Source organism: Acidovorax sp. GW821-FHT09B03, assembly GCF_059418305.1.
Genome location: NZ_JBWKPP010000002.1, coordinates 17,488 through 34,765, shown reverse-complemented (window position 1 = coordinate 34,765; position 17,278 = coordinate 17,488). Strand labels below are relative to the sequence as shown.

The 17,278-nt window shown below is 69.0% G+C and carries 18 protein-coding genes; 4 read left to right on the top strand and 14 right to left on the bottom strand.

Going from position 1 to position 17,278, the window contains the following annotated elements:
- Window positions 1-15 precede the first annotated feature (15 nt).
- The 4 genes from AC07PA_RS03505 to AC07PA_RS03490 form a co-directional block, all read right to left on the bottom strand.
- A complete protein-coding gene (locus tag AC07PA_RS03505) occupies window positions 16-1,149 on the bottom strand; it encodes an AraC family transcriptional regulator (protein WP_494655363.1) in 1,134 nt (377 codons plus the stop codon).
- 75 nt (window positions 1,150-1,224) lie between these two features.
- Window positions 1,225-2,172: a Bug family tripartite tricarboxylate transporter substrate binding protein gene (locus tag AC07PA_RS03500; protein WP_052024331.1), complete on the bottom strand. Its 948-nt coding sequence runs from the start codon at window positions 2,170-2,172 to the stop codon at window positions 1,225-1,227.
- A 171-nt stretch (window positions 2,173-2,343) separates the two neighbouring features.
- The gene (locus AC07PA_RS03495; RefSeq protein ID WP_494604185.1) at window positions 2,344-3,321 is read right to left on the bottom strand and encodes a TerC family protein; all 978 of its coding nucleotides are present in this window, start codon (window positions 3,319-3,321) and stop codon (window positions 2,344-2,346) included.
- A 19-nt stretch (window positions 3,322-3,340) separates the two neighbouring features.
- On the bottom strand, window positions 3,341-3,847 hold the full coding sequence (locus AC07PA_RS03490) for a universal stress protein (RefSeq protein ID WP_007850625.1): 507 nt from the start codon (window positions 3,845-3,847) through the stop codon (window positions 3,341-3,343).
- Window positions 3,848-3,990: 143 nt separating this feature from the next.
- Between AC07PA_RS03490 and AC07PA_RS03485 the strand changes: the two genes are divergently transcribed.
- Window positions 3,991-4,875 carry a LysR family transcriptional regulator gene (locus AC07PA_RS03485; RefSeq protein WP_494604183.1) on the top strand — a complete coding sequence of 295 codons (885 nt, stop codon included), beginning with the start codon at window positions 3,991-3,993 and terminating at the stop codon, window positions 4,873-4,875.
- A 39-nt stretch (window positions 4,876-4,914) separates the two neighbouring features.
- On the opposite strand, the gene AC07PA_RS03480 is transcribed toward AC07PA_RS03485, so the two are convergent.
- On the bottom strand, window positions 4,915-8,310 hold the full coding sequence (locus tag AC07PA_RS03480; protein ID WP_494604181.1) for a WG repeat-containing protein: 3,396 nt from the start codon (window positions 8,308-8,310) through the stop codon (window positions 4,915-4,917).
- A gap of 316 nt (window positions 8,311-8,626) precedes the next feature.
- On the opposite strand from AC07PA_RS03480, the gene rpoH reads away from it, so the two are divergent.
- Window positions 8,627-9,568, top strand: coding sequence for an RNA polymerase sigma factor RpoH (gene rpoH, locus AC07PA_RS03475; protein WP_007851592.1), 942 nt, complete (start codon window positions 8,627-8,629; stop codon window positions 9,566-9,568).
- A 131-nt stretch (window positions 9,569-9,699) separates the two neighbouring features.
- Complete coding sequence (locus tag AC07PA_RS03470; protein WP_494604179.1) at window positions 9,700-10,764, top strand: Bug family tripartite tricarboxylate transporter substrate binding protein; 1,065 nt, start codon at window positions 9,700-9,702, stop codon at window positions 10,762-10,764.
- Window positions 10,765-10,845: 81 nt separating this feature from the next.
- Here the strand turns inward: AC07PA_RS03470 and AC07PA_RS03465 are convergent, their stop codons facing one another.
- The 5 genes from AC07PA_RS03465 to AC07PA_RS03445 are packed head-to-tail and all read right to left on the bottom strand — an operon-like array spanning window position 10,846 to window position 15,028.
- Window positions 10,846-11,466, bottom strand: coding sequence for an SCO family protein (locus AC07PA_RS03465; RefSeq protein WP_494604718.1), 621 nt, complete (start codon window positions 11,464-11,466; stop codon window positions 10,846-10,848).
- Window positions 11,467-11,480: 14 nt separating this feature from the next.
- Window positions 11,481-12,383, bottom strand: a complete 903-nt coding sequence (cyoE, locus tag AC07PA_RS03460; RefSeq protein WP_494604177.1) for a heme o synthase — start codon at window positions 12,381-12,383, stop codon at window positions 11,481-11,483.
- Window positions 12,380-13,570 (bottom strand): COX15/CtaA family protein, encoded by a 1,191-nt coding sequence (locus tag AC07PA_RS03455; RefSeq protein ID WP_494604175.1) that lies wholly within the window; start codon window positions 13,568-13,570, stop codon window positions 12,380-12,382. Before AC07PA_RS03455 ends, cyoE begins: the two co-directional genes overlap by 4 nt.
- Entirely contained in the window at window positions 13,567-14,319 is a 753-nt protein-coding gene (locus AC07PA_RS03450) for a redox-active disulfide-containing membrane protein (protein ID WP_494604174.1), read from the bottom strand. Before AC07PA_RS03450 ends, AC07PA_RS03455 begins: the two co-directional genes overlap by 4 nt.
- Window positions 14,261-15,028, bottom strand: a complete 768-nt coding sequence (locus tag AC07PA_RS03445; RefSeq protein ID WP_007859045.1) for an SURF1 family protein — start codon at window positions 15,026-15,028, stop codon at window positions 14,261-14,263. Before AC07PA_RS03445 ends, AC07PA_RS03450 begins: the two co-directional genes overlap by 59 nt.
- A 15-nt stretch (window positions 15,029-15,043) precedes the next feature.
- Between AC07PA_RS03445 and AC07PA_RS03440 the strand changes: the two genes are divergently transcribed.
- Window positions 15,044-15,277 (top strand): twin transmembrane helix small protein, encoded by a 234-nt coding sequence (locus AC07PA_RS03440; protein WP_007859046.1) that lies wholly within the window; start codon window positions 15,044-15,046, stop codon window positions 15,275-15,277.
- Between the two features lie 63 nt (window positions 15,278-15,340).
- On the opposite strand, the gene AC07PA_RS03435 is transcribed toward AC07PA_RS03440, so the two are convergent.
- The 4 genes from AC07PA_RS03435 to AC07PA_RS03420 all read right to left on the bottom strand — a co-directional run bounded on the left by AC07PA_RS03435 (window position 15,341) and on the right by AC07PA_RS03420 (window position 17,278).
- Window positions 15,341-16,222: a cytochrome c oxidase subunit 3 gene (locus AC07PA_RS03435; protein WP_007859047.1), complete on the bottom strand. Its 882-nt coding sequence runs from the start codon at window positions 16,220-16,222 to the stop codon at window positions 15,341-15,343.
- A 79-nt stretch (window positions 16,223-16,301) separates the two neighbouring features.
- The gene (locus AC07PA_RS03430; RefSeq protein ID WP_007859048.1) at window positions 16,302-16,508 is read right to left on the bottom strand and encodes a DUF2970 domain-containing protein; all 207 of its coding nucleotides are present in this window, start codon (window positions 16,506-16,508) and stop codon (window positions 16,302-16,304) included.
- Window positions 16,505-17,131, bottom strand: coding sequence for a cytochrome c oxidase assembly protein (locus AC07PA_RS03425; protein WP_007859049.1), 627 nt, complete (start codon window positions 17,129-17,131; stop codon window positions 16,505-16,507). Before AC07PA_RS03425 ends, AC07PA_RS03430 begins: the two co-directional genes overlap by 4 nt.
- Window positions 17,132-17,158: 27 nt before the next feature.
- Window positions 17,159-17,278 (bottom strand): cytochrome oxidase small assembly protein, encoded by a 120-nt coding sequence (locus AC07PA_RS03420; protein WP_007859051.1) that lies wholly within the window; start codon window positions 17,276-17,278, stop codon window positions 17,159-17,161.

Genomic DNA, 17,278 nt, shown 5'->3' with positions numbered 1-17,278 from the left:
TGCCGGACCGGTCGGTCAGCCCTGCAGGAAGCCCGCCTTCCGGCGGTACTCGCTGGGGGACTTGCCGGTCCAGCGCTTGAAAGCGTGGCGAAAGCTCACCGCGTCGCTGAAGCCGATGGCCGCGGCGATGTCGTCGGCGCCCAGGCGCGTGGTGCTCAGGTAGTCGATCGCCAGGGCCTTGCGCACGCTGGCCAGCAGGTCGGTGAACGAGGTGCCCTCCGCCTCCAGCTTGCGCCGCAGGGTGCGCGAGGTCATGCTCAGCGCCTCGGCGACGACCTCGATGTCCGGGAACTGGCCCGGCGTGCGCGTGAGCTCCTGGTACACGCGCCGGGTAATGCCCGCATGCCAGCGGAAATCCTCCAGCAGCCGCAGGCACTGGCTGGAGACATGGGCCGCCGTGATGGGGTTGGCCAGCTGCGGCGCGCGGTCCAGCCAGGCGGCCGGGTAGCTCAGCGTGTTCTGCGCCCGGCCGAAGGCCAGCGGACACTCCAGCAGCTGCGCCAGCAGTGCCGCGTGGGGTGGCTCTGGGCAGGTGAAGCTGGCGCCCTGGGGCAGGCACCAGGGCCCCATGGTGTCCTTGAACAGGGTGACATGCACGGCGAACTGCAGGTCGATGAGCAGGCGGTACAGCGCTTCGTCCACGTCGCGCACGAGCAGGGTGTCGTGCGAAGGCAGCAGCCAGGTGGCCAGGCCCTGCTGCTCGACCCACTTGATCTGCAGCATGCCGTTGGCCAGCTGGTGGAAGCGGACGCCGGTGTCGAACATCTGCCGCATGGACTCGGAGCACAGCAGTGCATAGCCGTACATGCCGTAGCACGAGGCGTGCAGCCGGGCGCCCACGCGCACCCCGGCCTCGTAGCCGCGGGGCAGCCGCACGGCATTGCGCGCGGCATGCAGGAACTGGGACGGCGAAGTCAGCGTGAACGGGTCGCGGATGGCCGCCGCGTCGAGCCCCGTGCCGGCCAGCACGGCATCCACGGGCCAGCCCAGCTCCTGGGCCACCTCGACCAGCACCGAGAGCTTGGAGGGGGCGAAGCGCTTTTCGCCCGCCGCGGCCGAGGACGCCTGGCTCCAGGGGAGTTGGACCGCCGCCATGGCAGCCCGGGCCGGGTCCGCGCGAAGCGTGCCCTCTGCAATGTCGGAGTACATGCCGCGATGGTGCCCTGTGGGCGCCTCTGCGGCTACCCGGAAAGTCCCTTAGCGACGCCCGGCCCCCCGGGGGCCCTACTCGGGCTGCAGGTCGATCGACTTGCCCACCCGCTGGTAGCGCACGGTTTCCGACGCGTAGAAGGTGGCCGCCCTGGCCAGGCTCGTGGGCTCGGCAGGGATGACGCCCGTGGCCTCCAGGTTCTTGCGGAACTGCGGCTGGCGCAGCGCCGTGTTCACGGCCGCATGCACCTTGGCGACCACGGCCTCGGGCACGTTGCGGTGGGCCATGACGGCGCCCCACAGGTCGAAGTTGAAGTCCTTGACGAGTTTGCTCTCGTTGAGGGTCGCCACGTTCGGGAAGGCCGGGTGGCGCGTGGTGCCGGTGTAGCCGATGGCCTTGAACTTGCCCGTCTGCAGCAGCCCGGGCACCGGCCCACCCATCGCGAGGAAACCCATGTCGATCTGGCCGCCCGCCAGGTCGGTGATCATCTGCTGCGCGCCCCGGTAGGGCACGTGCACCATCTTCACGCCCGTGTCCTGGGCAAAGCGCTCGGCCACCAGGTGGTAGGCCGAGCCGCGGCCCACGCTGCCGTAATTGAGTTCGTTGGCGGCGCGCGACCTGGCCAGCGCCACGAACTCGGCCACGTTGTTCACCGGCAGCTCGGAGCGCACCACCATCATCAGGTAGGTGGACAGCACGGGCGCCACCATGCGAAAGGCGTCGGGCTGGTACCTGGCACCGGCCACGGCCATGGGCGTCTGGATCAGCTCAATGGGCGTGCCGAACATCAGCGTGTAGCCGTCGGGCGGCGCGTTGAGCACGCGCTGCGCGCCCAGCGCACCGCCCACGCCCGCCGTGTTCTCCACGATGACTGGCTGGCCCAGCTCCTTTTGCAGCGCCGGTGCCGTGGCCCGGGCCAGTGCGTCAGCCTGGCCGCCGGCTGGAAACGGCACCAGCAGGGTGATGGGCCGCGTAGGGTAGGTCTGCTGCGCCTGCGCGGTGCAGCACAGGGCGGTCGACACAACAACAACAAGAAGAAGGGGAAGCCAGTTTCTGATGAGGGGCACGGTAGGTTCTCGCGGGGGGACAGTGGATGGGAGGGCTGCCACTATCGCCCGCAGGTCCGGCCGTGAGAATGATCGTTCTGGCCAGTTCCAGGCTCGGATCGGACAAGTGCATCCCGATCCCGGCGCTCACCCCGCGCGCGTGGACGGCTTGGTGCCGGGGAGCTTCAGACTCAGCACCATGGACACCAAAATGATGGCGCCCACGATCGCCAGCGACCAATGCGTGGGCAGGTGGTACCAGGGCGCGACCAGCATCTTGGTGCCGATGCAGACCAGCACCAGCGCCAGGCCGTACTTGAGCAGGCGAAAGCGCTCGGCCATGTCGGCCAGCAGGAAGTACAGGGCCCTGAGGCCCATCACGGCGAAGATGTTGGAGGTGAAGACGATGAAGGGGTCGGTGGTCACGGCAAAGATGGCCGGGATGCTGTCCACCGCGAAGACCAGGTCGCTGGCCTCGATCATCAGCAGTACCAGGAGCATCGGCGTGGCATGGCGCACCCCGCCGATGCGCACGAAGAAGGCCTGGCCGTGGAAGCCCGGCGTGATGCGCAGGTGGCCGCGCAGCCAGCGCAGCAGGGGGTTGTGCTCCAGGTCGGGCTTGCGCTCGGCCAGCACCAGCATCTTGATCCCGGTGACCACGAGGAACAGGCCGAAGACGTAGAGCACCCAGGCGAATTCCGACACCAGCCACACGCCCCCCAGCACCATCACGGCGCGCATGGCGATCGCGCCCAACACGCCGTACAGCAGCACGCGGCGCTGCAGCGGCGGCGGCACGGCGAAGTAGCCGAAGACCATCACGAACACGAACATGTTATCCACCGACAGGGCCTGCTCGATGAGGTAGCCGGTGAAGAACTCCAGCGCCTTGCGGTTGGCGACCTCGCGCCCGGCCACGCCGTCCAGGTACCACCACAGCAGCGCGCCGAAGCCGCAGGCCAGGGCCACCCAGGCCAGCGCCCAGCCCGCGGCCTCGCGCGGCGCAACGCGGTGCGCCTTGTTGCCGCCCAGCACGAACAGGTCCAGCGCCAGCATGGCCAGCACGAAGGCGATGAAGCCGGCCCACATCGGGCCGGTGGCCAGGGTGTCGATGCTGCTGGTCATCACCAGGCCCTGTGCCCGCTCAGCTGGCGGCCATCCACAGCACCAGGATGCCCGCGCCCACGCCCGCGGGGATGCCGAAGCGCTCCAGCTTCGATGCGGGCTCGCCGGCGATCACCTCCACAGGCACGCTCGTGCGCTCGATCACCTGGTTGGTGACCGAGTTCTCGACCATGCGCACCAGCGAGCTCTTGCGCGCCGTGCTCATGACGATGCAATCGCAGCCGAGCCGGCGCGCGGCCGCCACGATGCAGTCGGCCTTGTCGCCGACCTCCATGTGCACGGTGTAAGGGATGCCGGCGCCGTCCAGCGCCTGGCGCACCGGCGCCAGCGCGCGTTCGGCCTGCTCCTGGTGGAACTCCGTGCGGTCGCTCTTGCTGCTGAAATCGCAGACATGCTGGGAGAACGGCGGCTGCACGTTGAGGACATGGATCGCCAGATCCCGGTTCTTCGCAAACTCGCCCATCACATGGCGCAGGCCATGCAGCGAATTGGCGGAACCATCCGATGGAACAAGGACTCTCAACATGGCTGTCTCCTTCCGACGGGTCGGTGTGGTGGCCCGCCCCACGGCCACCCTGTGGTCTGCGTGCCTGGCACCACGATAGCCAGGTGGCAGCTTTGTGAAAGCAGCGAATTGGGAAGCGACAGTTCTGAAAAACCGGACAGTGCATGGGCCCCGACTTCAGCTACCGGCACCTCTACTACTTCTGGGTCGTCGCCAAGGAGGGCGGTGTCGCGCGCGCTGCCGAGCGCCTGGGCATGGCGGTGCAGACCGTGAGCACGCAGGTGCGCGAGCTCGAGCGCGCGCTCGGCTATGCCCTGCTCAAACCCTCGGGGCGCGGAGTGGCGCTCACCGACGCGGGGCTGGCCGCCATGCGCCAGGCCGAGCAGATCTTCCAGCTGGGCGAGCAGTTGCCAGCCGCCGTGCGCGATGCGGCCGGCGCCCCCACGGTGCGCCTGGTGGTGGGCATCTCCGACCAGTTGCCCAAGCTGGCGGTGCGCAGCCTGATGCAGCCGGTGATGCAGGCACCACACCTCAAGCTGCTGTGCCTGGTGGACGAGTTCGAGGACCTGCTCGGCGACCTGGCGCTGCACCGGCTCGACGTGGTGCTGGCCGACCGCCCCGCACCGCCCAACCCCAGCCTCAAGGTCTACAGCCACCCGCTCACCTCCTCGGCCCTGGCCTGGTATGCGCCGCCTGCGCTGTACGCAGCGGCCCGGCGCGGCTTTCCGCAGTCCCTGGCCAAGGTGCCCGTGCTGTTGCCCACCACCCATGCCGCCGTGCGCACCCGGCTCGACCAGTGGTTCGAACGCATGGCGATCCGGCCGAACCTCGCCGGTGAGTTCGAGGACAGCGCCCTGCTCAAGACCTTCGGCGCGGCGGGCATGGGCGTGTTCCCGATGGCCGGCCTGGTGCACGACGAGCTGACGGCCCACTACGGGGTCAAGCGGGTGGGTGCCTGCGCGGGCGTGGAGGAGTACTTCTTTGCCATCGCCGCGCACAAGAAAGTGCTGCACCCGCTGGTGGAGCGGCTGCTGCCGACCAGCCGCTAGCGGGATCACCGCCAGTCCCCCTCTGTGCGGGACAGATCCCTATTGGCGCGGCAGCTTGCGGACCGCGGCCGGCACCCGCTCGCGCAGGGCCTCGGGCACCTCCTCGATGGCGCGGGCGCTGTGGCGCACCGCGTAGGCGCAGACGGTGAGCGTGCGCAGGGCCTGGGGCACCGCGCCCAGGTTCCAGCCCGCGTTGCGCACATGCGCGATGCAGGCCGCCTCGGTGAGCATGCTGACAGGGATCTGCCCGAACTGCTTGGCCTTGCGCTCCAGTGCGATGGCATAGCGCTCGGGCGTCAGGAGGCGGCGCGGCACGAAGCGCACGGTGCGCTCATCGGCCTGCAGCGCGGCGTCCACCATGGCGTGGGTGATGCGCTCGCGCGGAATCTCGCCCAGCATGTCGGGCTGTGCGCGCAGCAGTTCCACCAGGGCCGCATCGTCGACCGCCAGCGCCCTGGCGGTGTGCTCCTGCGCCAGGGCCTTCAGCCAGCGCGTGTCCTCGGCGCGGTTCCACATCGCGATGTAGGGCGACTCGCGCGCGAGCACGTTCGCGGCCTCTTGCGCGGCCTCGTCGCGGCGGCCCAGCGCGCGCCAGGCGCTGGCCTGCACGTAGTGCATGTCCACCGACCTTCCCGCCCCGCGCTGCGCATCGGCAATGGCGCCCAGCCAGTCCCCTGCCCAGAGCTTGGCCCAGGCGCGGTTGGCATGCCACTCGCTGCGCTCGTCTGGCGTGCCGGGTTTCTTCTTCCTGCGCGCGGTTTTCGCCAGCTCCTCGTCGATGAGCTGCGTGGTCACCTCCACCCGCAAGGCCGCGGGCACTTCCATGAACTGGTTCCAGGACTCCTTGAGCGCCGCAACACAGACCTCCACGCTGCGCAGGGCCTCGGGAATCAGGGCCAGCGACTGGCCGTTGTTGCGCACCGCCATCAGGCACAGTTGGGGGGTCAGCAGGTGGGCCGGGATGGCACTGATCCGGTCACCGCTGTAGCGCACGGCGGCTTCGGCCAGGGCGGGCGTGATCTTGGCGGGGTCGAGGTCGCGGATGTTGTCCAGGCTGGTGCTGAGGGCGGCCTCTTCCACCGCATCGGTGCGCAGCCAGTGCGCCACGCTGCGCAGGGGCGCATGCGCGCGCACGGCCGCAAGCGCCATCGCCGGCGTGAGCAGGCCAGCCCACACACCGTACAGGCTGTTGTGGTTCCACTGCCGGGGCACGCGGCTGTGCTCCTGGTCGCGCCCGTCCCAGTCGGGCTGGCCCGCGTACAGCGCGCGCGCCAGGGCCAGGCCTTCGGCCGTCATGCAGCGGGGCGGGATCTGCGTGGCCTTGTCCACCCCCTGGTGCACCAGGGCCGCCAGGCGCTCGGGCGTCTGGAACCGGGCGGGCACGTCTTCCAACGCCGCGGTCCAGTCGGCAACGGCCGCGTCCACCATGGCGTCGTCCAGCCACTGGGCCGGCACCCGGCCGATGGAGCGGCCACTGCTGGCCACGGTCTGCAACCATTCCTCGCGCGTCTGCGGCTCGCGGGACGCATCGGCCTGGCCGTCAACGCCCGCGCCAGGCATGCCCCCACCGCCCTCCCCGGCCGGCAAGGCCTGCTGGCGTGCGCGCTGCGCTGTCTGCAGCGCGTCCACGCTCGGCGCCGCCATCAGCCACAGCTCCCACCAGGCGTCGCCGTCGCCCGTGCCATCCACCTTGTACAGCGACAGCCATTGCTCGCGCGACTCGCGCAGCACACCGCTGTCTCCCGGCAGGGCACGGTCCATCGGCACGGCCCAGGCGGGCGGCAGGTGGCCGGCGGGGAACCACCAGGGGACCTTGTGCTCGGGGTCCCGCACGGGCGGGCCGTGGTGCCCGGTCAGGGCCTGCAGCACCGCCGCGTGGGCCTGGTCCACGGCACCGGCCAGCAGCGGGCCCAGGAACTCGTAGTGCCCGCTGTGTTCTTCGCCCAGGTAGGTGCGCGCCAGCCGCCGCATGCGCACGGCATGGCGCACAGGGGCGGCGTCCTCGTCCGCTTCCTCCTCCTCGTCATAGGCGGGCCCGCCCTCCAGCGCCGCGCCCGCCGCCAGGCCGTGCAGGCCGGCCTCGGCATCGGCCAGCAGGCCACGGGCCAGGGCCACCGCATCCTGGTGCGCGACGGGCTGGGGGTGGAAGAACGGCTGCAGCGGCCCGACGGGCCCCTCCTGCGCAGCGCTGCGCCACAGCGGGCGGCCATCGGCGGCCTGCAGCACCACCTGCGCCCCCTCGGCCACGGCACGCCAGACCACGGCGCCCGCCCCGTCGATCCAGGCCACCTGGCCATCGCGCGTGATAAACGGCACCAGCGGCGTGCCGCGCTCCTCGGCGGGTATCCAGCCCTCGGCGTCGGTCAGCGGCTCCCGCAGCGCAGCATCCACCGGCAGCACCCGGCCATCGGTGTGCAACAGGCCCCAGGCCGCGGGGACTGCCTCGCCGCCATCGCCACTGCTGCGGGTGCGCACCACCGCAAAGCCGCAGGCGGGCCGGAAATGGGTGCCCCAGGCCAGGGCCGGGGTGGCCAGCGGCGTGCCGTCGGCGCACAGGAAGCGGCTGCCCTCGGCATTGCCGGCCACCCGGCCGCAGGCCATGTACCGTGCCAGGTGGGCGTCGCCCTGCACGACGACCCGGCCCTGGGCATCCAGGTAGGCGCAATCGTCCCTACCCCCATCGTCGGGCCCTTCGCAGTACGCCAGGCCGTCGCCGTTGAAGGCGTCGATGAGCGCATAGTTGGGTGTGAGCACCCACCCGCCATGCGCGTCGATCAGGCCCCAGAGGTCACCATCGACCGAGGCGGGGGTCACTTCCAGCTCGTCGAAGGGCTCGGCCGCCTGGAAGCGCGGCGCGATGACCCAGCGGCCCTTCCGGTCCACAAAGCCGTGCAGACGCTCACCGTTCTGCGGGTCCCACGGGGTCGCGCAGGCCAGGCCGTTGGCGCCGAACTCGCTAAGGTGGTGGAAACGCGCCTCCGAGGTGAAGCGCCCTTCGCGGTCGAGGATGCGCCATTCGTCCTCGCCCACCCGCGCCGCCGACAGGCCGTGCCGGAACGGCCGCACGTCCAGAAAGCGCGGCGCCATCGCCACCGCCCCCGCCAGGTCCGCAAAGCCCCACAGCCCGCCCTGCTGGAAACGCGCCAGGCCATCGACGGAATAGCCGCGCGCATTCTCCAAGGTGGGCGGCACCCTCCAGCGGCCCTCGGCATCGATGAGGCCCCAGCGCCCATCATCCGCCTGAGCGGCGGATATCCAGCCGCCCTGCCCATCGGCATGAAAGCCCAGCAGCGTCTGCAGCCCCTCGGCCGGGCGCGTGGCCCTGTCGGCATGCACGATCACCAGGGCCTGGCGGCCACGGTCGGGCGACAGGGGGATGCGGGCGATCCAGGGGGCGGCGGCGGGAGGGGTATCTGCGGCGGGTGTGGAATCCATGGACTTGTCCGGTTCTGAGGCCGCCGATGGTAGCGATACCCGCCTCCGGTCCCGCATCCGTCGCCGATCACGACACGGACTTGGGCCGGGCTCCTACAGCCGGGCCCAGGCACGCTCCCTAGACTGGAGACAAGCGATTTTCGGCCGGCTTGGCTGGACAAAGCCCGGTGGAAGGAACCCTGGGGACGCACGCCACTCCATGGCAAATCGTGCCCGGACACCCCGGCAATCACCCAACCGCAGCAGGGGAACTTCGGCCTTAGCACTCACTCCAAGAGAGTGCTAATATCATGCCTTAGAGGAAAGGATTCCCGGAATGAACATTCAATCTGGAACCGCTACGACGACTTTGGCGCCCGCAAACCCGTGGGCGCTGGTGCCCCCGCTGGGCAACCTGGACGCCTACATTTCGGCCGTCAACCGCCTGCCCCTGCTCACCCACGAGGAAGAGCAAAGCTACGCACGCGCGCTCAAGGACAACAACGACCTGGACGCCGCCGGCCGGCTGGTGATGTCGCACCTGCGCCTGGTGGTCTCCATTTCGCGCCAGTACCTGGGCTATGGCCTGCCGCACGGCGACCTGATCCAGGAAGGCAACGTGGGCCTGATGAAGGCCGTCAAGCGTTTCGATCCCGACCAGGGCGTGCGGCTGGTGAGCTACGCCATGCACTGGATCAAGGCGGAAATCCACGAGTACATCCTCAAGAACTGGCGCATGGTCAAGGTGGCGACCACCAAGGCCCAGCGCAAGCTGTTCTTCAATCTGCGGTCCATGAAGCAGGGTTTCAAGGCCGATGCCGCTGCAGCCGATGCAGCCACGCACCGCGATACGCTGTCGGACAGCGAGATCGATTCGGTGGCGCAGCAGCTCAACGTCAAGCGCGAAGAAGTCATCGAGATGGAAACCCGCTTGTCGGGCGGCGATGTGCTGCTAGACCCGAGCCCCTCCGACGATGGCGAGCAGGCCTTCGGCCCCATCGCCTACCTTGCCGACGCCGCCCATGAGCCAACCGCCATGATCGAATCGCGCCAGCGCGACTACCTTGCCACCGATGGCATCGCCGCCGCCCTGGCCGACCTGGACGAGCGCAGCCGCCGCATCGTGGAAGAGCGCTGGCTCAAGGTGAACGACGACGGTTCGGGCGGCATGACGCTGCACGAGCTGGCAGCCGTATACGGCGTGAGCGCCGAGCGCATCCGCCAGATCGAAGTCGCCGCCATGAAGAAGATGAAGAAGGCGCTGGCGGAATACGCATAAGCATCGGCGCCGGTCACCGCAGGGAGCGCGTTACCATCGCTGCTTCGCGGCTGAAGCTCCTCCACCAAAAAGGGCCCCGTCGGGGCCCTTTTGCTTTGGCGTTGCAGCCGCTGCAGATCACTTTCAAGGAGATGCTCTTGTCACGCCCTGTTGTTCCCCGCCGCGCTGCCCTGGCACTGGCGATCGCTGCCCTGTCGTCCCCCTGGGCCATCGCCCAGCAAGCCCCACAGAAACCTGCCGCCAAGCCTGCCGCCCCCGCGGTGGCGGCAGCTGCAGCAGCACCCGTGGCCTGGCCGACCAAGCCGGTGCGCATCATCGTCGGCTTCCCGGCCGGCTCCTCGCCCGACCTGACGGCGCGCACCATCGCCGAGCCCCTGTCCAAAGCGCTGGGCCAGCCGGTGATCGTGGAGAACAAGGTGGGCGCGGGCGGCAACATCGGCGCCGATGCCGTGGCCAAGGCGCGTGACGACCACACCATCGGCCTGATGATCAACGGCAACATGACCATCGCCAAGATGCTCAACCCCGCCGTGCCCTACGACCCCATCAAGGACCTGGCGCCGCTGAGCCTGATCGGCACCTCGCCCCTGGTGCTGACTGCGCCCGTGAGCCAGCCCGGCGTGCCGGCCACGGCCGACGCCCGCGAATTCTTTGTGGCCGCACGCAACGGCGGCGACAAGTGGAGCTACGGCACCCCCGGTGTGGGCACCGTGGGCCACATCGGCACCGAGCTGCTCAAGTCGCGCAGCAACATCAACCCCGTGCACGTGCCCTACCCCGGCTACCCCCAGGTGGCCACGGCCATGCTCGGCGGCCAGCTGCAAATGGCCCTGCTGCCCCCGGCCCTGGCCCAGGCCCAGATCAAGGCCGGCAAGCTGCGCGCCATCGGCGTCACCTCCTCCGGCCGCAGCCCGCTGGTGCCCGACGTGCCCAGCCTGGCAGAGGCCGGCATCACCAACTACAACCTGGAGATCTGGAATGCGTTTGCGGCCCCGGCCACCATGCCCAAGCCCATCCAGGCCAAGGTGGCCGCGCTCATCAGCGAGATCGCGCGCAGCGCCGACGTGCGCAGCAAGCTGTTCCAGCAGGGCTGGCAGGTGGTGGGCACCTCGCCCGAAGGCCTGGCCAACCGCATCAAGGCCGATACCAACCTGCTGGGCGGCGTGATCGCCATGCGCGGGATCAAGGCCGAATAAGCCCACCGGCCCCAGCAGCCCTCCCACGCCAGCATGGCGAGGGAGGGCTTTTTTTCAGGGGCGCCTTTCAGGTAGCAGCGTTCAGGCTGCGGCGTTCAGCAGCGCCTTCACATCCTCGGTCAGCGCCTGGGCGCCACTGCCGTAGCGGTTGTAGATGCGCAGGCGGCCGGCCGGGTCGTAGATGTAGCTGCCGGCCGAGTGGTCCATGGTGTAGCTGGTGGGGGTCTTGCCTTCGACCTTCTTGTAGTAGATCTTGAAGTCCTTGGCCACGGCGGCCAGCTGCTCGGGGGTGCCGCGCAGGGCAAGGAAGCTCGGGTCGAAGTTGGCCATGTAGGCCTTGAGCACCTCGGGCGTGTCGCGGTCCGGGTCCACGGTGACGAACAGGCCCTGCAGGCGCTCGCCGTCCTTGCCCAGGGCCTTCTTCACCTCGGCCAGCTCAGCCATGGCCGTGGGGCACACGTCCGGGCACTGGGTGAAGCCGAAGAACACCACCACCACCTTGCCGGCAAAGTCCTTCATGCTGCGCGCCTGGCCGTTGTGGTCGGTCAGCGGCAGGTCGCGCGCGTAGTCGGCGCCGGTCACGTCCACGCCGCGGAACTGCAGCGCCTGCTCCTTCTTGTCGAAGCAGGCGGTGAGCAGCGTGCCGCCGGCGAGTGCGGCGGCGCCCAGGGCGATGGCTTTCAAGGCGTTTCGTTTCTGCATCATGGTGTGGGGCTTCAAAGCACGTAGTGGTCCACCAGCAGCGCTGCAAAGAGCACGCTCAGGTGGATGAGGGAAAAGCGGAAGGTCTTGCGCGCCAGCTCGTCAGAGTACTTGCGCCACAGCGCAAAGCCATAGCCGCAGAAGCCCGCCGAGAGCAGCACGGCGGCGATCAGATAGATCCACGAGCTCATGCCGTAGACGAAGGGCATGAGGCAGCCGGCGAACAGGATCAGCGTGTACAGGAACACCTGCAGCCGCGTGAACTCGTTGCCGTGGGTCACGGGCAGCATGGGCAGGCCGGACTTGCGGTAGTCCTCCACGCGGTACAGGGCCAGCGCCCAGAAGTGCGGCGGCGTCCACAAAAAAATGATGAGGAACAGGATCAGCGCCTCGGGACCCACGTCGCCCGTCATCGACGACCAGCCCAGCACCGGCGGCATGGCGCCCGAGGCGCCGCCGATCACAATGTTCTGCGGCGTCAGGGGCTTCAAGATCACGGTGTAGACCACCGCATAGCCGACGAAGGTGGCGAACGTGAGCCACATGGTCAGCGGGTTCACGGCAAAGTACAGCAGGGCCGAGCCGGCGCCGCACAGCACGGCCGAGAACAGCAGGGTCTGCGAATTGGACAGCTCGCCTTTGGCCGTGGGGCGCCAGGCGGTGCGCTTCATCTTGGCGTCGATGCCCTGCTCCACGATGCAGTTGAAGGCGGCGGCAGCACCGGCCACCAGCCACACGCCCAGGCACGCGATGGCCATGCGCCCGAACTGCGCACCGGTGGGCAGGCCGGGCACGGCCAGCACCATCCCGATGAGCGCGCAGAACACGATGAGCTGCACCACGCGCGGCTTGGTCAAGGCATAGAACTGCGCCACGCGCGAGGGCGGCGACGAAAGGGCGGCGGGGGCGACACTCATGCGGACACTCTTCTCGATGCGCGCGATGGCGCTTGGGACTCTTCTTCTTGCGGCGCGGTGGCCGCACGGCTGGACGCGAGCGCCCAGGTCAGCACCACCACCATGGCGGCTGCGCCGCCGGTGTGCAGCACGGCAGCCGCCAGCGGCCAGCCGAGCACGACGTTGGACAGGCCGGTGGCCAGCTGTGCCAGCGACAGCGCCAGCAGCCAGCGCGCATGCACCGGCAGCACGGCGGTCTTGCGCATGCGCCAGACCAGCGCCAGCAGCGCGGCCAGCACCACATAGGCCATGAGCCGGTGCACGTAGTGGATGGCGGTGAGGCCGGCAAAGCTGATGTGGCTGCCGTCCTGCAGCAGGCCCAGTTGGCGCCAGACCTGGAAGCCCTGGGCAAAGTCCATGGCCGGCCACCAACTGTCCTGGCAGGTCGGGAAGCTGGTGCAGGCCAGCACGGCGTAGTTGGTGCTCACCCAGCCGCCGAGCACAATCTGCACGGACACGAGCACGGTGGCCCACACCAGGCCCTGGCGCAGCCTGGGCGTGACGCGCTCGGCCACCCGGCCCTGCGCCCAGTGGGCATGGCGCACGGCCTGCACGCACAGCAGGGCCAGCAGCACCAGGCCGCCAATGAGGTGCAGCGTGACGATGGCCGGGAACAGCTTCATGGTGACCGTGAGCGCGCCGAAGGCTCCCTGCAGGCACACCCAGAACAGCGTGAAGGTGGACCACCAGGGGCTGAGGGGCGGCTCGGCCACGCCCTGCTGCCTGGCCTGGCGGCGCTGCACCCAGGAGGACACGGTGATGGCGATGATGAGCACGCCCACGCCCGTGGCCAGGTAGCGGTGCACCATCTCCACCCAGGCCTTGCCGTGGGTGACGGGGCCGGTGGGCATGGCCTCCTGCGCGGCCGTGATCTCGGCGCGCGCGCCCACCGGGCTGGCACTGCCGTAGCAGCCGGGCCAGTCAGGGCAGCCCAGGCCCGAATCGGTGAGCCGCGTGAAGGCGCCGAACAGCACCAGGTCGAAGGTGAGGAACAGCGTGAGCACGGTGAGCGCCTGCAGGCGCTTGAGCGGCGTGCTGTTGCGGTTGCGCAGCCACACCCAGACCAGCGGGCCGAGGGCGATGAGCACGCCCAGCAGCATGAGCCGGGCCAGCGGCGCCAGGTCGTACAGGGGCTGGGCGTCGGTCATGGCTTGGCGGGCCGGCCGGCCTCGTCCCACGAAGAGGACGCGCGCAGCAGGCGGTCGAGGTCGCGCTTGGCCTTGGCCGCGCCGCTGCGGTCCATCGCGGCGGGAAAGCGCATCATGAAGTTGCCCATGGGGTCCACCACGTACAGGTGGTCCGGCAGCGCCTGGCCTGCGGCGGGCGCCAGCCAGCCGGCCACGGCCTCGGGGGCCAAGCGCAGCACGGTGGCCTGCTGCAGGGCCGGTGCCAGCAGCGGCGGCGGCAGGGCGGCGTCATTGACGAGCCAAACCCACTCCACGCGGTCCTTCTCGCGACCCAGGGTTTCGCGCAGCTGGCGCTGCAGGTACAGGTGCTTCTGGCAGGGCTCGTTGCAGTCGCCGCCGGCCACACTGACCAGCAGCCACTGGCCCTTGAGCGAGGCCAGCGGCACGGGCTTGCCCTCGAGCGAGGTGCCCACCAGCTCGGGCATGGTGCGCTGGGGGTTGATGAGCTCGCCGTAGACGCGGCGGCCCTCAGGCCGGATCACGTAGTAGGTGAAGTACGAGGCGACCACCGGGGCGGCGCAGATCAGCAGCACGCCGAACATCTTCAGGCGGCCATGGCGCGTGCGCTGGCTGCCGGCGACGGCATCGCCCGCCTCGGGCAGGCTGTGCACCGTGAGCCCCAGCGGGTGGGCCGCGCCGCTGCCAGGGCGCTCAGGCGCCTGGCTGGCGGCGTGGGCGAAGGAAGCGTCGGACGATTTGGAACCAGACATAGAGAAGTGCAATCAGGCCGCAGAGCCCGAACCATTGAAATGCGTAACCGTAGTGTTTGTCGACGCCCGCGCCGATGACGGGCCAGTCGCGCAGCAGCCCTTCGGCGGCAACCCCGGTCTGCAAGACCGTGAGGGGCGCCAGCGCAAGGCCCGTCTCTGCCCCGAAGGCAGCCAGGTCGAGATTTTGCCGGATGCGGGAAGACCCCTTGGCGCTGTCGCCGCCCTCGAACTCGTACAGGCGCGAAGGCGGCAGCGCCACGCGGCCCGCGACCTGCACCACGCCTGCATCCGTCTGCACCGGCGGCAGCTGCATGCGGTCCTGGAAATTGCGCGGCGCCCAGCCGCGCTGCACCAGCACCACGGCACCGGAATCGACCAGCTGCAGGGGCGTGATCACGAAGAAGCCGGGCCGGCCCTGCATCTGCCGGTTGTCCAGGTACACGGTGTGCTGGGCCAGCCAGCGGCCCTGCAGGGCCACGGCGCGGTGCACCAGGGCCTGCTGCGCCTCGGCAGAGGCCGGGGCCAGCAGCGCCTGGCCGCCGATGGCCGGCTGGCGCGTGCGCTCGTCGATGCGGGCCTGCAATGCCTCTTTCTCGGCCGCGCGCGAAAGCTGCCAGCGCCCGAGCGAGGCCGTGGCCAGCATGCCGGCCAGCGCCGCCAGCAGGATCAGCCAGAAAAGCGGGCCCAGGGCGCGTTGCGTGTGGGTCACGGGATAATGTGCTCCATGAAATACCTCGTTGTGCTGGCCTTCATCGCTATCCTGGCCAGCCTGGCCTCGGCCCTGTTCTTCATGATGCGCGGCGGCAAGGATGCCAGCGACGACAAGGCCAAGGGCCACCGCATGGCGTGGGCGCTGGCCATCCGGGTGGGGCTGTCCATCGCACTGTTCCTGTGCATTCTCGTCGCATGGCAACTGGGCTATATCCAGCCCACCGGCCTGCCCGCCAGCACACGCTGACCCTATCCGCCTGGCCGGCACAAAAAAAGCGCCTCGCGGCGCTTTTTTCATGGGTGCCGGACATTACATCCAGTAGACCAGCACGTACAAGCCGAGCCAGACCACGTCCACGAAGTGCCAGTACCAGGCAGCGCCTTCGAAGCCGAAGTGCTTCTCGGGGGTGAAGTGGCCCTTTTGCAGGCGCAGGGTGATGAACAGCAGCATCAGCATGCCCAGGAACACGTGGAAGCCGTGGAAGCCGGTGAGCATGAAGAAGGTGGAGCCGAACACGCCCGAGCTGAGCTTGAGGTTCAGGTCGGTGTACAGGTGGTAGTACTCGTAGCCCTGCACGCACAGGAAGACGAAGCCCAGCAGCACGGTGGCCCACATGAAGGCGATGGTCTTGCCGCGGTGGTTTTCGCGCAGCGCGTGGTGGGCGATGGTCAGCGTCACGCCCGAGGTCAGCAGCAGCGCGGTGTTGATGGTGGGCAGCCAGAAGGGGCCCACGGTCTGGAAGGGCTCGACGATGCCGGCGGGCGAGGCCGTGGCACCGGCGGCGATGCTGGGCCACACGGCCTTGAAGTCGGGCCACAGCAGCGCATTGTCCAGGCTGCCCAGGGCTGGCACCGAGTGCGAACGCGCCCACCACAGGGCCGAGAAGAAGGCGCCGAAGAACATCACCTCCGAGAAGATGAACCAGCTCATGCTCCAGCGGTACGACAGGTCGATCTTGTGGCCGTACAGGCCGCCTTCGCTTTCGCGGATGGCATCACCGAACCACTGGTAGAGCACGAACAGCCACCAGACCAGGCCCAGCGCCAGGGAGTACTTGCCCCAGTCGTGGCCATTGATCCACTGGCCCGCGCCCAGGATCACGAAGAACAGGCCGGCAGCCGCCATCGCCGGATGGCGCGACTCGGCGGGCACGTAGTAGTACGGTGTCGTTCCGGGGGTTGATGCACTCATTTCAGCTCCTGAATCTCAAAATCTTTTGTTATCGGTACTCGTGGGGACGCTCGGTATCTGTCTTGCCTATGCCGCGTCGTCACACAATGAAATTCACCAGGGCAATCAGCCCGATCACCAGCAGGAACACCGCGACCAGCCCAACCACGATGATGTGCACCGGGTTGAGCTTCTCGACGTCCTGCGCATATTCGCTGCCCTTGCGCATGCCGACGAAGGACCAGGCCACCGCGCGGATAGTGCGCAGCAGCGAGCCCTTGCGCTGCACCGGCGAGGGGGCGCTCATGATCCGGCTCCTTGCGCAGGGTGCTGCAGCACGGGGGCTGCCGCCGTGGATTCGGGCGCCGCGGGCGTCTTGCCTCCGACTTCGAAGAAGGTGTAGGACAGGGTGATCGTTGTGACGTCCTTGGACAGCCGCGGGTCGATCACGAAGGCCACGGGCCATTCCTTTTTCTCGCCGGGCTCCAGCACATACTGGTTGAAGCAGAAGCACTCCAGCTTGTTGAAGTGCGCTGCCGCCTGGCGCGGTGCGTAGCTCGGGATGGCCTGGGCGGCCATGCGGCGGTTCTGCACGTTCTGGAACTCGTACATCACCGTCGTCAGCTCGCCGGGGTGCACCTGCACCGAGCGCTGGGCGGGCTTGAAGTCCCAGGGGCCGCGCGCATTGGCGTCGAACTCGACGGTGATGGTGCGGCTCTTGTCCACCTGCGTGTTGGCGGGCACCTTCACGTCCTTGCCGGCCACGCCGTTGCCGGGCACCTGGCGCTCGGACAGCGACAGGATGTTGATCCCCGTCATCTCGCAGATGTGCTTGTAGATGGGGATCAGCACGTAGCCGAAGGCGAACATGCCGGCCGCGATCACGACCAGCTTGCCGACCATCTTGGCGTTTTCGCGGCGCAGGTTCATGGCGTGGGTCCAGGGCCTTCTACTGCTTCAGCGGGAGGACAGCAGGACCATCTTGACCATGAACCCGATGAAGAAGGCAGCAGCGATCGACGCCAGGATCAGGCCCAGGCGCAGGTTGCTCTTCTTCTGTTCGGGGGTCGTGGGCAT

What these genes read in the sequence shown, in the direction of transcription:
- AC07PA_RS03465 (WP_494604718.1), bottom strand. Translation starts at nt 11,466, where the DNA reads ATGCAGAAACGAAACGCCTTGAAAGCCATCGCCCTGGGCGCCGCCGCA.
- AC07PA_RS03435 (WP_007859047.1), bottom strand. Translation starts at nt 16,222, where the DNA reads ATGAGTGCATCAACCCCCGGAACGACACCGTACTACTACGTGCCCGCC.
- AC07PA_RS03450 (WP_494604174.1), bottom strand. Translation starts at nt 14,319, where the DNA reads ATGTCTGGTTCCAAATCGTCCGACGCTTCCTTCGCCCACGCCGCCAGC.
- AC07PA_RS03495 (WP_494604185.1), bottom strand. Translation starts at nt 3,321, where the DNA reads ATGACCAGCAGCATCGACACCCTGGCCACCGGCCCGATGTGGGCCGGC.
- AC07PA_RS03455 (WP_494604175.1), bottom strand. Translation starts at nt 13,570, where the DNA reads ATGACCGACGCCCAGCCCCTGTACGACCTGGCGCCGCTGGCCCGGCTC.
- AC07PA_RS03505 (WP_494655363.1), bottom strand. Translation starts at nt 1,149, where the DNA reads ATGTACTCCGACATTGCAGAGGGCACGCTTCGCGCGGACCCGGCCCGG.
- cyoE (WP_494604177.1), bottom strand. Translation starts at nt 12,383, where the DNA reads ATGAGTGTCGCCCCCGCCGCCCTTTCGTCGCCGCCCTCGCGCGTGGCG.
- AC07PA_RS03430 (WP_007859048.1), bottom strand. Translation starts at nt 16,508, where the DNA reads ATGAGCGCCCCCTCGCCGGTGCAGCGCAAGGGCTCGCTGCTGCGCACT.
- AC07PA_RS03440 (WP_007859046.1), top strand. Translation starts at nt 15,044, where the DNA reads ATGAAATACCTCGTTGTGCTGGCCTTCATCGCTATCCTGGCCAGCCTG.
- AC07PA_RS03425 (WP_007859049.1), bottom strand. Translation starts at nt 17,131, where the DNA reads ATGAACCTGCGCCGCGAAAACGCCAAGATGGTCGGCAAGCTGGTCGTG.
- AC07PA_RS03485 (WP_494604183.1), top strand. Translation starts at nt 3,991, where the DNA reads ATGGGCCCCGACTTCAGCTACCGGCACCTCTACTACTTCTGGGTCGTC.
- AC07PA_RS03480 (WP_494604181.1), bottom strand. Translation starts at nt 8,310, where the DNA reads ATGGATTCCACACCCGCCGCAGATACCCCTCCCGCCGCCGCCCCCTGG.
- rpoH (WP_007851592.1), top strand. Translation starts at nt 8,627, where the DNA reads ATGAACATTCAATCTGGAACCGCTACGACGACTTTGGCGCCCGCAAAC.
- AC07PA_RS03470 (WP_494604179.1), top strand. Translation starts at nt 9,700, where the DNA reads ATGCTCTTGTCACGCCCTGTTGTTCCCCGCCGCGCTGCCCTGGCACTG.
- AC07PA_RS03490 (WP_007850625.1), bottom strand. Translation starts at nt 3,847, where the DNA reads ATGTTGAGAGTCCTTGTTCCATCGGATGGTTCCGCCAATTCGCTGCAT.
- AC07PA_RS03420 (WP_007859051.1), bottom strand. Translation starts at nt 17,278, where the DNA reads ATGCCCACGACCCCCGAACAGAAGAAGAGCAACCTGCGCCTGGGCCTG.